The 12856-nt window shown below is 59.6% G+C and carries 13 protein-coding genes; all 13 read left to right on the top strand.

All coding sequences use genetic code 11. The features are described 5' to 3' along the window. The first annotated feature begins 12 nt into the window (after positions 1-12). The 13 genes from FHL16_RS08210 (at position 13) to FHL16_RS08150 (ending at position 12669) form a co-directional block, all read left to right on the top strand. Entirely contained in the window at positions 13-798 is a 786-nt protein-coding gene (locus tag FHL16_RS08210; RefSeq protein ID WP_077747993.1) for a TatD family hydrolase, read from the top strand. 342 nt (positions 799-1140) lie between these two features. Next, the gene (locus FHL16_RS08205; RefSeq protein ID WP_008152317.1) at positions 1141-1779 is read left to right on the top strand and encodes a TetR/AcrR family transcriptional regulator; all 639 of its coding nucleotides are present in this window, start codon (positions 1141-1143) and stop codon (positions 1777-1779) included. Positions 1780-1917: 138 nt separating this feature from the next. Beyond that, complete coding sequence (locus FHL16_RS08200) at positions 1918-2886, top strand: GTP 3',8-cyclase MoaA (protein ID WP_010461842.1); 969 nt, start codon at positions 1918-1920, stop codon at positions 2884-2886. A 138-nt stretch (positions 2887-3024) separates the two neighbouring features. Continuing rightward, positions 3025-3630: a DUF4823 domain-containing protein gene (locus FHL16_RS08195; RefSeq protein ID WP_010461840.1), complete on the top strand. Its 606-nt coding sequence runs from the start codon at positions 3025-3027 to the stop codon at positions 3628-3630. A 15-nt stretch (positions 3631-3645) separates the two neighbouring features. Further along, positions 3646-4206 (top strand): DUF1285 domain-containing protein, encoded by a 561-nt coding sequence (locus tag FHL16_RS08190; RefSeq protein WP_010461838.1) that lies wholly within the window; start codon positions 3646-3648, stop codon positions 4204-4206. A gap of 206 nt (positions 4207-4412) precedes the next feature. Beyond that, positions 4413-5129 (top strand): FadR/GntR family transcriptional regulator, encoded by a 717-nt coding sequence (locus FHL16_RS08185; RefSeq protein WP_010461836.1) that lies wholly within the window; start codon positions 4413-4415, stop codon positions 5127-5129. 37 nt (positions 5130-5166) lie between these two features. Then, positions 5167-6042, top strand: a complete 876-nt coding sequence (locus FHL16_RS08180) for an SMP-30/gluconolactonase/LRE family protein (protein WP_077747992.1) — start codon at positions 5167-5169, stop codon at positions 6040-6042. Between the two features lie 197 nt (positions 6043-6239). Then, positions 6240-7058: an SDR family oxidoreductase gene (locus tag FHL16_RS08175; protein WP_077747991.1), complete on the top strand. Its 819-nt coding sequence runs from the start codon at positions 6240-6242 to the stop codon at positions 7056-7058. Between the two features lie 114 nt (positions 7059-7172). Then, positions 7173-8177: a substrate-binding domain-containing protein gene (locus FHL16_RS08170; RefSeq protein ID WP_010461828.1), complete on the top strand. Its 1005-nt coding sequence runs from the start codon at positions 7173-7175 to the stop codon at positions 8175-8177. A 66-nt stretch (positions 8178-8243) separates the two neighbouring features. Continuing rightward, the gene (araG, locus tag FHL16_RS08165) at positions 8244-9788 is read left to right on the top strand and encodes an L-arabinose ABC transporter ATP-binding protein AraG (RefSeq protein ID WP_077747990.1); all 1545 of its coding nucleotides are present in this window, start codon (positions 8244-8246) and stop codon (positions 9786-9788) included. A gap of 9 nt (positions 9789-9797) precedes the next feature. After that, entirely contained in the window at positions 9798-10766 is a 969-nt protein-coding gene (gene araH, locus FHL16_RS08160; RefSeq protein ID WP_010461824.1) for an L-arabinose ABC transporter permease AraH, read from the top strand. A 194-nt stretch (positions 10767-10960) separates the two neighbouring features. Continuing rightward, positions 10961-11674 carry a GntR family transcriptional regulator gene (locus FHL16_RS08155; protein WP_042932288.1) on the top strand — a complete coding sequence of 238 codons (714 nt, stop codon included), beginning with the start codon at positions 10961-10963 and terminating at the stop codon, positions 11672-11674. Further along, positions 11671-12669, top strand: a complete 999-nt coding sequence (locus FHL16_RS08150; protein ID WP_077747989.1) for an ADP-ribosylglycohydrolase family protein — start codon at positions 11671-11673, stop codon at positions 12667-12669. Before FHL16_RS08155 ends, FHL16_RS08150 begins: the two co-directional genes overlap by 4 nt. Positions 12670-12856 lie beyond the last annotated feature (187 nt).

The following is a 12856-nucleotide window of genomic DNA, read 5'->3' as shown; positions in this document are numbered from 1 at the left end:
TGCAGCCCTTTTATGCTCGTAGATTCCCATTGTCACCTCGATCGTCTTGACCTCGCCGCCCACGACGGCTCACTGGATGCCGCGCTTGATGCGGCCCGGCAGCGCGGGGTAGGGCACTTTTTATGTATCGGCGTCAGCGTTGAAAATGCCGCGGATGTCAAAGCCCTGGCCGAACGTTATGGCGACGTCGACTGTTCAGTGGGCGTGCATCCTCTGGATGTACAGCCGGGTGCCGCTCCGGCGCTGGATTGGTTGTTGCGTGAGCTCAATCACCCCCGTGTCGTGGCCATCGGTGAAACCGGCCTGGATTATCACTACGAGCCGGAAGCGGCAGAGTTGCAGCAGGCATCGTTTCGCTTGCACCTGCAGGCGGCTCAGCAAACAGGCAAACCGGTGATCATCCACACCCGTGGCGCCCGTGCCGATACGTTGAGTTTGCTGCGCGAGGCTGCGTTGCCTCAGGCGGGCGTGTTGCATTGCTTCACGGAAGACTGGGACATGGCCAAGGCTGCACTGGACATGGGCTATTACATTTCCCTGTCAGGCATTGTCACTTTTCGCAATGCCGATGCGCTGCGTGACGTCGCCAGCAAAGTGCCGGCTGATCGATTGCTGGTAGAAACCGACTCGCCGTACCTGGCGCCGATCCCTTATCGCGGCAAACCCAACCTGCCGCAGTACGTGCGCGAGGTGGCGGAGTTTCTGGCAATGTTGCGGGGTGAGGCTTACGAGCGATTTGCCGAACAGACCACTGAAAACTTCAAGCGCCTGTTTCCGCTGGCGCATGTGAAGGGCTGAATCGCAGGCAAAAAAAACCCGGGTTCTGGGGGGTGAATCCGGGTTAAGACCATTAGGAGTAAAACAAAGGCACGCGGTCCGTTGGTACCTATATCGACGCGACACTTGGGGGAGATGCCCCGCCGACAGTTCAAGTATTGATCAGTATTGCGCCGAGTCCAGTTTACCGGTCCCGGTTTTTAAACAATTTTGGAATACGGGCGCTTCGGAAGTGTTCTCATCAACAGGCGACCCTGTGTGAAATCATCAAGAAACACAGATATGGTCGGATGATCCGTGCATTTTGGCGCAAGTTAGGCATAATACGCGGCTTCGAATTTTGACCCCTACAGACCTTTTCTTATGCATAAAGAACCTCGTAAGGTCCGTGAGTTTCGTCGCCGCGAGCAAGAAATTCTCGATACCGCGCTCAAGCTGTTCCTCGACCAAGGTGAAGACAGTGTCACCGTCGAGATGATTGCTGATGCCGTCGGTATCGGCAAAGGCACGATCTACAAGCATTTCAAATCCAAGGCGGAGATCTATCTGCGCCTGATGCTCGACTACGAGCGTGATCTGAACGAGCTGTTGCATTCGGCTGATGTCGACAAGGACAAGGAAGCCCTGTCCCGGGCCTACTTCGAATTCCGCATGCGCGATCCGCAACGCTATCGCTTGTTCGATCGCCTGGAAGAGAAGGTGGTCAAGGGCAACCAGGTGCCGGAGATGGTCGAGGAACTGCACAAGATCCGCGCCTCGAACTTCGAACGCCTGACCTTGCTGATCAAGGGCCGGATCAGCGAAGGCAAGCTTGAAGACGTGCCGCCTTACTTCCATTACTGCGCGTCCTGGGCGCTGGTGCACGGTGCCGTGGCGCTGTATCACTCGCCGTTCTGGAGCAATGTGCTGGAAGATCAGGAAGGTTTCTTCCAGTTCCTGATGGATATCGGCGTGCGCATGGGCAACAAGCGCAAGCGCGATACCGACACTCCGAGTAGCTGAACCATTCAGTTGCCTTATTGCGCCATGATTTCTCTATATGGCGCAGTACCTCAGGAATATACTCAGGCATGGGACTTGCTAAAACTTGATTTGTGAGTCAAGTTTTGCGCGTTCAAATTCCTTTCGCCGGAGTGCTCCATGATCGTTGACCGTCAAGGCAGGCGTTTCCGCAATCTGCGGATCAGCCTGACCTCAGCCTGCAATTACGCGTGTACCTACTGCGTGCCCAACGGCAAGCGGCTGGTGGCTGCACAGGACGAATTGTCGGCCGACGCCATGGCGCGCGGTGTGGCGTACCTGATCGAAGCGGCGGGCATCGAGCGCTTGCGCATCACCGGTGGCGAGCCGCTGGTCAGCCCCAAGCTCGAAGCCTTCATGACGGCCGTCGGCAAGATGGGCCTGGAAGACATCAGCCTGACTACCAATGGTCAGCTGCTGGCGAAGAAGCTGCCGTTGCTGGTAGACGCCGGCATCCGTCGCATCAACGTTTCCCTCGATACCCTGGATGCCAGCGCGTTCCGCAGCATTGCCCGTGGCGGCGACCTGGCGACCGTGCTCGACGGGATGGATCAGGCAAAGGCCGCCGGCCTTAAAATCAAGGTCAACATGGTGCCCCTGCGCGGCCAGAACCTTGATCAAGTGATGCCTCTGCTCGATTACTGCCTGGAGCGTGGCTATGAATTGCGCTTCATCGAGCTGATGCGCATGGGTCATCTGGCCAGCGACAACAACGCTTTCCTGCAACAGTTCGTCAGCCTTCAGCAGTTGCTGAGCCTGATTGGCGAGCGTTACGAGTATTTGCAGGCCGATGCACCCGTAGACGCCACTGCCGTGCGTTACCAAATACCGGGGCTGGGGCACTTCGGTGTGATCGCCAATGAAAGCGTTCCCTTCTGCCGGACTTGTTCACGCCTGCGCCTGTCGTCCACCGGCTGGCTGCATGGCTGTTTATCGTCGAGCAATCGCCACTATGTCGGCGATCTGCTCGACAAGCCGCGCCATCAGGCATTGCCGGCGTTGCAGCGACTTCTGGTGAAAGCCTTGGGGGACAAGCAGGAAGTGGCGTTCTCGGGGGGGGCGACCATCATGAAGATTATTGGCGGCTGATCGGGCCTCATTGTCCGAACGCCGCTCCGAGCCTGCTCGCGATTGCTATCTATAAGGCCACAACATCCTTGAGCTGGCGCGGAAGCTGCATCCAATGGCCATTCGCCGGTTTTCCGTCACCGGCCTCTGGAGGGTAGGATGCGTAGCCTGGTTTTGCTGCTGGCCGTTTTGGCGCTTGGTGGCTGCATGAATGTCAGCGATATGGCTGAAGGAACTCGCTACCACATGAGCGATGCAGGGCTGCTGGATCACAGCGACAGTCGTCGGGTGAATAACCTGCGCATTCAGCCGGACTCATTCATCTACATCGCCCAAGGTGCCTTCGCGCCGCCGGGCAGTGCTTATCCGCGACCTAACGTGGTCGCTGAAGAAGCCTTCAACGGCTTTATCGAATATTTCCCGATGGTCCGCCGCGCGCGCGCGCCCGAAGGTCTCGACCAGGCCATGGGTGAAGCCCGCGCCGCCGGTGCCCATTACCTGCTTTACACACGGTTCGCCAAGGCGGATGACCGAATCGGTAACTCGGACGAATGGCTCGATCAGGAATACGTGGATCGCTTGGGCATCGACAGCGGCGTGATTCAGATCATGTTGATCGAGACCAGCACCCAGTATTTGATTGATACTGCACGTATCAAGAGTCGTGGCGGTTTACTGACGTTCCACGATAACAAGCCACAAGACCTGATCGGCCCGCCGCTTGAGCAATACGCGCGCAGCCTGATTGGTCTCAGCGACCAGTAATCCAAGGAGAACGCCATGAGTGGCCCGCAAAAAGCCAACGACTTGTTGGGGCAAATCCCCAAAACCAAAGGCTTGCCGCCGGTCCACCTGTGGAACCCTGATTTCTGTGGCGACATCGACATGCGCATCGCCCGCGACGGCACCTGGTATTACCTGGGGACGCCGATCGGGCGCAAGCCGATGGTCAAATTGTTTTCCACCATCATTCGCCGCGATGGCGATGACTATTTTCTGATCACTCCGGTCGAGAAAGTGGGCATCAAGGTCGATGATGCGCCGTTTGTGGCGATTGCCGTGGACGTGGAAGGCGAGGGCGAAGCCCAGCTTCTGCGCTTCACCACCAACGTCGACGAGACCACGGACGCCGGCACCGAACACCCGATTCGCGTGGTGATCGACCCGGTCACGCAAGAGCCAGCACCCTACGTGCATGTGCGCACCAACCTCGAAGCCCTGATCCATCGTAATGTGTTCTACCAACTGGTGGAGTTGGCCGTGACCCGTGAGATCGACGGGCAACGTTGGCTGGGTGTATGGAGCGGCGGTGAATTCTTCCCCATCGGCCTTGAGCCTTAACGCATAGCACTGTGGGGGCGGGCTTGCTCGCGATGAGGCCATAACATCAACCTAGATGTTACTTGTTACGCCGCCATCGCGAGCAGGCTCGCTCCCACATTGGATGTGTGAGTCATCCAAAAAATCAAATTGACACCCAATCGTATGATGATTAGCGTGGACACCCATCGCGAACGGCTTTGTGCCGCTCCTGCATCGAGGTGTCCATGTCCAGCAGTTTTCATGCGTCGACCGTCGATTGGCTGGGTTGCTGGATAGCCGCCGGCCAGGTCAAGCCGGGTGAAACCATCAAGGTCGAAGCCGACCTGGGTGAGCAGTTGGGTGTCAGTCGCACGGTCATCCGCGAAGCCATCAAAACCCTGGTCGCCAAAGGCATGCTCGAAGTCGGGCCGAAAGTCGGTACACGGGTGCTACCGGTGCGACGCTGGAACCTCTTCGACCCGCAAGTCGTGGGTTGGCTTTCGCGCAGCGGCTTGCCGGAAAACTTCGTCGACGACTTGCTCGATCTGCGCCGCACCATCGAACCGATGGCCGTGCGCTGGGCCTGTGAGCGCGCGACGGTCGAACAGGTCCAGGCGATCCAGCAGGCCTATAACGCGTTGGAACGGGCGGTGGACAGCGGCGTCGATTACAACCGCGCCGACCAGGTCTTCCACGAGTGCATACTCGCCGCCAGCCACAACCAGTTCATCGAACAAATGGTCCCGGCCCTTGGCGCGTTGTTGGCTGTGTCGTTCGAAGTGTCCGCCGCCGACCCGGACGAATTGCGCCGCACGCTGCCGATTCACAAAGACATGGCCGACGCCATCGCCGCACGGGATGCCGCGCGGGGTGTCTGGGCCTGCATGACCCTGATCGATAACGCGGACCTGGCGATCAAACGCTTTTATCCAAAAGTCATGGCCGACAAAAAAGCCGGCTGAGAGGCTTGCGCCACATACAAAAACAACAGGAGGTTTCATGACGTGGAATGCGGTTACCGGACACCGTGCACAACTCGGTGAAGGTCCGTTCTGGGATGTGCCGACCCAGGCGCTGTATTGGGTGGACATCGCCGGCAAGCAAGCCCTGCGGCTGATCGGCGCCAACGTGCAAATCTGGAAAATGCCGGAACATGTGTCCGCGTTCATCCCCTGTGAAAGCGGCGATGCGCTCGTGACGTTGAGCAGCGGCGTCTATCGGCTGGACCTTGATTCGCCGGGGCTTGAGCCGCGCCTGACCTTGCTCTGCGTCGCCGACCCGCAACCCGGCAACCGCGCCAACGAAGCCCGCTGCGATGCACAGGGTCGGCTCTGGCTTGGCACCATGCAGAACAACATCGGTGAAAATGGCGAAGACCTGCCCATTGTGCGTCGCTCCGGCGGCCTGTTTCGCATCGACCGCGACGCCCGGGTCACGCCGCTGCTTCGCGGGCTGGGCATTCCCAACACGTTGCTGTGGAGCGAGGACGAGACCACGCTGTTTTTCGCCGACAGCATGGACAAAACCTTGTACCGCCATTTCGTCCACACCGATGGCAACCTGGACACCGCGTATGTCTGGTTCGGTCCCCACGATCGGGGCGGCCCCGATGGCTCGGCGATGGATGCGGAGGGTTTCATCTGGAACGCCCGCTGGGACGGTAGCTGCCTGATCAGGCTAACCCCGGATGGCTATGTCGACCGCGTGATCGAATTGCCGGTCAGCCGCCCCACCAGTTGCGTGTTCGGCGGCGAAGACTTGAAAACCCTTTACGTCACAAGCGCCGCGAGTCCGCTCAACCACCCGCTGGACGGCGCGCTGCTGTCGATTCGCGTCGATGTGCCCGGAAAAACCTGCACCCGCTTTGCTGGATAAAATCCCAAAATATGGGATGTAAAATTATATATTGAGATTATTTGGTGGTCGGGTTTATAGTCGGCCATCAGTTACACGCACTCACACTTAAAAAAACAAAACAGGTGAAGTGATGCAGCGATTTTCCAAAAGGACTTTTGACCGGACATCGACAGATGCCCGGCTTTTGTCGTCCCTGAAAAAAGGGGGCTTGATCCATGGCTGAGCCTCTTTCCTTGCCCGCCGTGCCCGAACCAGCCAAAGGCGAGCGCCTGAAAAATAAGGTCGTGCTGCTGACCGGCGCTGCGCAGGGCATCGGCGAGGCCATCGTGGCCACGTTCGCGTCGCAGCAGGCCAAACTGATCATCAGTGATATTCAGGCCGAAAAAGTCGAGAAAGTCGCGGCGCACTGGCGGGACAAAGGCTTCGATGTCCAGGCCATCAAGGCCGACGTCTCCCGGCAGCAAGATCTGCACGCGATGGCCAGGTTGGCCGTCGAGCGTCACGGCCGGATCGACGTATTGGTCAACTGCGCTGGGGTCAACGTATTCCGCGATCCACTGGAAATGACCGAAGAAGACTGGCATCGCTGCTTCGCCATCGACCTCGACGGCGCGTGGTATGGCTGCAAAGCCGTGCTGCCGCAAATGATCGAGCAGGGCATCGGCAGCATCATCAACATCGCTTCGACCCATTCCACCCACATCATCCCGGGCTGCTTTCCGTACCCGGTGGCCAAGCACGGCTTGCTCGGGCTGACCCGCGCGCTGGGCATCGAATACGCGCCAAAGGGCATTCGCGTGAATGCGATCGCGCCGGGCTACATCGAAACCCAATTGAACGTCGATTACTGGAACGGTTTTGCCGACCCCCAGGCCGAACGTCAGAGGGCATTCGACCTGCATCCGCCGCGTCGTATCGGGCAACCGATGGAAGTGGCCATGACGGCCGTCTTCCTGGCCAGCGATGAAGCACCGTTCATCAATGCTTCATGCATCACCATCGATGGTGGACGCTCGGTCATGTATCACGACTGAGCAAAACGGCTTTCAGACGCGGAGTTCCGTCTGAAATCCAATCATCATACGATATGACTATTTGCAGTACCGGCTTTCAAAATAACGCTCAAAAAAAATAACAAGGAGTCAGCTATGAATCGTCGTCGTGGGATCCGTTCCCTGTGCTGTGCCGCTTTGGCGGTCACTGCGGTCAGCTTGAGCAGCACGCTGCTGGCGGCCGAGGAAGTGAAAATCGGCTTCCTGGTCAAGCAGGCGGAAGAGCCCTGGTTCCAGACCGAATGGGCATTCGCCGAAAAGGCCGGGAAAGACAAGGGCTTCACTGTCATCAAAATCGCCGTGCCTGACGGCGAGAAAACCCTCTCGGCCATCGACAGCCTCGCAGCCAATGGTGCAAAGGGCTTCGTGATCTGCCCGCCGGACGTCTCCCTTGGTCCGGCCATCATGGCCAAGGCTAAGCTCAATGGTATGAAAGTCATCGCTGTCGATGACCGTTTCGTCGATGCCAATGGCAAGTTCATGGAAGACGTTCCTTACCTCGGCATGGCCGCATTCGAAGTCGGCCAGAAGCAGGGCGCGGCAATGGCCACCGAAGCGAAAAAACGCGGCTGGGACTGGAAAGAAACCTATGCGGTGATCAACACCTTCAATGAACTCGACACCGGCAAGAAGCGCACCGACGGTTCGGTCAAAGCGCTGGAAGATGCCGGAATGCCGAAAGACCACATCCTGTTCTCGGCGCTGAAAACCCTCGACGTACCGGGCAGCATGGACGCCACCAACTCGGCTCTGGTGAAACTGCCGGGCGCGGCGAAAAACCTGATCATCGGCGGCATGAACGACAACACCGTATTGGGCGGCGTGCGCGCCACCGAAAGCGCCGGTTTCGCTGCTGCCAACGTGATCGGCATCGGCATCAACGGTACCGACGCCATCGGCGAACTGAAGAAAGCCAACAGCGGTTTCTTCGGCTCGATGCTGCCGAGCCCTCACATCGAAGGCTACAACACCGCGAGCATGATGTTCGAGTGGGTCACCACCGGCAAAGAACCACCGAAGTACACCGCGATGGACGACGTGACGCTGATCACTCGCGAGAACTTCAAGCAGGAACTGGAAAAGATCGGCCTGTGGAACTGAGGGCTGGTTGATTTCATCGGCGGCCCTGGCGACGGGGCCGCCTGATCTGTGTGATGAGGTGGTTTTATGCACGCGCAAGTACAGACACATGAGCACAGCGTCGGCGGCAGCCTGCGCTTCAACGGGATCGGCAAGACGTTTCCCGGGGTGAAGGCGCTGGATGGCATCAGTTTCGTCGCTCATCCGGGGCAGGTTCACGCCTTGATGGGCGAGAACGGTGCCGGCAAATCGACCCTGCTGAAAATCCTCGGCGGTGCTTACACGCCGAGCAGCGGCGACCTGCAGATCGGCGAGCAGACGATGGTCTTCAAGTCCACCGCCGACAGCATCGCCAGCCGGGTGGCGGTGATCCACCAAGAGCTGCATCTGGTCCCGGAAATGACCGTGGCGGAGAACCTGTTCCTCGGTCATCTGCCGGCCAGTTTCGGCCTGATCAATCGAGGCGCACTGCGCCAGCAAGCGTTGGCCTGCCTCAAAGGCCTGGCCGATGAAATCGACCCGCAAGAGAAAGTCGGGCGCCTGTCCCTCGGTCAGCGACAACTGGTGGAGATTGCGAAGGCGTTGTCCCGTGGCGCGCATGTGATTGCCTTCGACGAACCCACCAGCAGCCTGTCGGCGCGGGAAATCGATCGCTTGATGGCGATCATCGGGCGTCTGCGCGACGAAGGCAAAGTGGTGCTTTACGTGTCCCATCGCATGGAAGAAGTGTTCCGCATCTGCAACGCGGTGACGGTGTTCAAGGACGGCCGCTACGTGCGCACGTTCGAGGACATGAGCGAACTGACCCACGACCAGTTGGTGACGTGCATGGTCGGGCGCGACATTCAGGATATCTACGATTACCGCAGCCGCCAGCGGGGCGCCGTGGCGCTCAAGGTTGACGGTTTACTCGGGCCGGGACTGCGTGAACCGGTGAGTTTCGAGGTGCACAAGGGCGAGATTCTCGGGCTGTTCGGCCTGGTGGGCGCGGGGCGTACCGAGCTGTTCCGGATACTCAGCGGGCTGACGCGCAACACCGCCGGACGCCTGGAGCTTCGTGGTCATGAGGTGAAACTGCGTTCCCCCCGCGATGCCATCGCGGCCGGGATTCTGCTGTGTCCCGAAGATCGCAAGAAGGAGGGCATCCTGCCGCTCGCCAGCGTCGCCGAGAACATCAACATCAGCGCGCGCGGCGCCCATTCCACGTTCGGTTGCCTGTTGCGCGGCTTGTGGGAAAAGGGCAACGCCGACAAGCAGATCAAGGCGCTGAAAGTGAAGACGCCGAGCGCCGAGCAGAAAATCATGTACCTGTCCGGCGGCAATCAGCAGAAGGCCATTCTCGGCCGTTGGCTGTCGATGCCGATGAAAGTCCTGTTGCTCGATGAACCGACGCGCGGCATCGATATCGGCGCGAAAGCCGAGATCTACCAGATCATCCATAACCTGGCTGCCAGCGGCATCGCGGTGATCGTGGTGTCCAGCGACCTGATGGAAGTGATGGGTATTTCCGACCGCATCCTGGTGCTCTGCGAAGGCGCGATGCGCGGCGAGTTGTCTCGCGCAGAGGCCAATGAATCCAACCTGCTGCAACTGGCTTTGCCGCGCCAACGTGCTGACGGCGTGGCGAACTGAGAGGTGACTATGACCATCCAAAACAACGCTCTGCCCACTGCACGCAAACCTCTGGACCTGCGGCGCTTTCTCGACGACTGGGTGATGCTGCTGGCGGCGGTCGGGATCTTCGTGCTGTGCACGCTGCTGATCGACAACTTCCTGTCGCCGCTGAACATGCGCGGCCTGGGCCTGGCGATTTCGACAACGGGCATCGCGGCCTGCACCATGCTGTATTGCCTGGCGTCCGGGCATTTCGATTTGTCGGTGGGCTCGGTGATTGCCTGTGCCGGCGTGGTCGCGGCGGTGGTGATGCGCGACACCGACAGTGTGTTTCTCGGCGTGAGTGCGGCGCTGGTGATGGGGCTGATTGTCGGGCTGATCAACGGCATCGTCATCGCCAAGCTGCGGGTCAACGCGTTGATCACCACCCTGGCGACCATGCAGATCGTTCGTGGCCTGGCTTACATTTTTGCCAATGGCAAAGCGGTCGGCGTGTCGCAGGAGTCGTTCTTCGTCTTTGGTAACGGCCAGTTGTTTGGCGTGCCGGTGCCGATCCTGATCACCATCGTGTGCTTCCTGTTTTTCGGCTGGCTGTTGAATTACACCACCTACGGGCGCAATACCATGGCCATCGGCGGCAACCAGGAAGCGGCGTTGCTGGCCGGGGTGAACGTTGACCGGACCAAGATCATCATCTTTGCCGTGCACGGTGTGATTGGCGCGTTGGCCGGGGTGATTCTGGCGTCGCGGATGACCTCCGGGCAGCCGATGATTGGCCAAGGGTTTGAGTTGACGGTGATCTCGGCGTGCGTGCTGGGCGGGGTGTCGTTGAGCGGCGGGATCGGCATGATCCGGCATGTGATTGCCGGGGTGTTGATTCTGGCGATCATTGAGAATGCGATGAACCTGAAGAACATCGACACGTTCTATCAATACGTGATTCGCGGTTCGATCTTGCTGTTGGCCGTCGTGATTGATCGTCTCAAACAACGTTAACTTCGCTTTGTGGCGAGGGAGCTTGCTCCCGCTGGGCTGCGCAGCGGCCCCAAAATCACTGTTTTGATTCAGGATTTTGTGAGTGCTGCGCACTCGAGCGGGAGCAAGCGCCCTCGCCACAGTGATTACTCCTTCCGTCACCTCCCTTAAATAGTCCTTGCCCGCACCATCGCGTTTCGGTTATCACTTTGTACATGATTAGACAGGTACGATTTGACAAGAAACAACGGGTGGTCGATGAACTCATCCGGCGGATTGAAAGCGGCCTCATGGAGGACGGCTTTCTGTTGCCGGGCGAGCATCAATTGGCTCAAGAATTCAAAGTCAGCCGCGGCACGCTGCGTGAGGCCCTTGCCGAGTTGAAACGACGCAACTACATCGCGACCCAAAGCGGCGTCGGCTCCATCGTCACCTTCGACGGTGTGGTGCTCGATCAACGCAGTGGCTGGGCGCAAGCGCTCGCCGACAGCGGGGCGCTGATCAATACCGAAGTACTGCGGCTGGAGGCCGTCACGCGGCCTGATTTGCTGCCGCGCTTCGGCACCGACCAATTCATCACCCTCGACCGGCGCCGTCGCTCCACCGATGGCAAGCTGGTGTCCCTCGAACGCTCATTGATGCCCGCCACCGGAGGCCTGGAAAGCCTGCCGCGGGTCGGCCTCATCGACAATTCCCTGACCATCACCCTGGCCGCCTACGGCTACATCGGTGAACGCGGCGATCAATGGATCGGCGCAGAACCCTTGAACGCCGAAGACGCCGCGTTGCTCGGTCGTCCGGTGGGCACCGTCTTCCTCAAAGCCTTGCGCACCACCTACGACCGGCAAAACCGGTTCATGGAACAGGTCGAAAGCTTGCTCGACCCGGTGCATTTTCGTCTGCACCTGCAGTTTGGAGAGTCGAAATGACCGCGCTCGACCGTGCGCTCGGCGCGTTCTACGGACTGGCCCTGGGCGATGCGCTGGGCATGCCGACGCAATCCCTGAGCCGCGCCGAGATCTCGGCGCGCTTCGGTGCGATCACTGATCTGCAAGACGCCGGCCCCGATCAGCCGATTGCCGCCAACATGCCCAAGGGCTCGATCACCGACGACACCGAACAGGCGATTCTGGTCGGTCAATTGTTGGTGGCCGGTGAGGGCCGGATCGAACCGGCCGTGCTCGCTCAGCGGCTGATCGAATGGGAGGCCGGGATGCAGGCCAAGGGTTCTCAAGACTTACTCGGCCCTTCGACCAAGCGCGCAATCGAAATGATCCTGGCCGGCCACTCGCCGGAAGAAGCGGGGCGCTACGGCACCACCAACGGCGCGGCGATGCGCATCACGCCGGTCGGTATCGCCACGGATGTCGCCCAGCCTGAACGTTTTATAAGCGCCGTCGTGCAGGCCTGCCAGGTCACCCACAACACCACGCTGGGAATTTCCAGTGCGGCGGCGGTGGCGGCAGTGGTTTCGGCCGGCATCAACGGCATGGACCTGGGCGAGGCGTTGAACCTCGGTCAGCAGATCGCCCAACAAGCCGAAAGTCATGGCCACTGGGTGGCGGGCGGACGGATTGCCTCGCGCATCAGCTGGGCGCGGACCATCAGCGTCGACAGTGACAAAGCGTTGCTGGCGGATTTGCTGTACGACGTGATCGGCACGTCGGTGGCTTCGCAGGAATCGGTCGTGGTCTCGTTTGCCCTGGCGCAACAAGTGGCCGTTGGTGAAATGAACGCCTTCGAAGCGCTGTGCATGGCCGCGAGCCTGGGCGGTGACACCGATACCATCGCGGCGATACTGGGCGCGATGCTCGGGGCCTGCCTGGGGCTTGGGAGTTGGCCGGTGGCGATGATCGAACAGGTCAAAGCCGTTAATGATCTGGAGCTGGAACCTTTGGTAAAAGGGCTTCTGGCCTTGCGCTGACTGACCTGGCCTCTTCGCGAGCAGGCTCGCTCCCACAGGTACCGTGCGGCTTGCATTATCCCTGTGGGAGCGAGCCTGCTCGCGATGGGCGCACCGCCTATTCGAATTGATAACCCCGCAATGGAAAGCACGAATACGGCCAGGATCGCCGGGATGTAGTTTCGTCTTCCGTCATTGCCCACAACCA

Source organism: Pseudomonas sp. FSL W5-0299, from assembly GCF_005930655.1.
GTDB classification, from domain to species: Bacteria; Pseudomonadota; Gammaproteobacteria; order Pseudomonadales; family Pseudomonadaceae; genus Aquipseudomonas; species Aquipseudomonas mandelii.
This window is presented reverse-complemented; position numbering and strand designations above follow the sequence as displayed.

What these genes read in the sequence shown, in the direction of transcription:
- FHL16_RS08210 (WP_077747993.1), top strand. Translation starts at nt 13, where the DNA reads ATGCTCGTAGATTCCCATTGTCACCTCGATCGTCTTGACCTCGCCGCC.
- FHL16_RS08205 (WP_008152317.1), top strand. Translation starts at nt 1,141, where the DNA reads ATGCATAAAGAACCTCGTAAGGTCCGTGAGTTTCGTCGCCGCGAGCAA.
- FHL16_RS08200 (WP_010461842.1), top strand. Translation starts at nt 1,918, where the DNA reads ATGATCGTTGACCGTCAAGGCAGGCGTTTCCGCAATCTGCGGATCAGC.
- FHL16_RS08195 (WP_010461840.1), top strand. Translation starts at nt 3,025, where the DNA reads ATGCGTAGCCTGGTTTTGCTGCTGGCCGTTTTGGCGCTTGGTGGCTGC.
- FHL16_RS08190 (WP_010461838.1), top strand. Translation starts at nt 3,646, where the DNA reads ATGAGTGGCCCGCAAAAAGCCAACGACTTGTTGGGGCAAATCCCCAAA.
- FHL16_RS08185 (WP_010461836.1), top strand. Translation starts at nt 4,413, where the DNA reads ATGTCCAGCAGTTTTCATGCGTCGACCGTCGATTGGCTGGGTTGCTGG.
- FHL16_RS08180 (WP_077747992.1), top strand. Translation starts at nt 5,167, where the DNA reads ATGACGTGGAATGCGGTTACCGGACACCGTGCACAACTCGGTGAAGGT.
- FHL16_RS08175 (WP_077747991.1), top strand. Translation starts at nt 6,240, where the DNA reads ATGGCTGAGCCTCTTTCCTTGCCCGCCGTGCCCGAACCAGCCAAAGGC.
- FHL16_RS08170 (WP_010461828.1), top strand. Translation starts at nt 7,173, where the DNA reads ATGAATCGTCGTCGTGGGATCCGTTCCCTGTGCTGTGCCGCTTTGGCG.
- araG (WP_077747990.1), top strand. Translation starts at nt 8,244, where the DNA reads ATGCACGCGCAAGTACAGACACATGAGCACAGCGTCGGCGGCAGCCTG.
- araH (WP_010461824.1), top strand. Translation starts at nt 9,798, where the DNA reads ATGACCATCCAAAACAACGCTCTGCCCACTGCACGCAAACCTCTGGAC.
- FHL16_RS08155 (WP_042932288.1), top strand. Translation starts at nt 10,961, where the DNA reads ATGATTAGACAGGTACGATTTGACAAGAAACAACGGGTGGTCGATGAA.
- FHL16_RS08150 (WP_077747989.1), top strand. Translation starts at nt 11,671, where the DNA reads ATGACCGCGCTCGACCGTGCGCTCGGCGCGTTCTACGGACTGGCCCTG.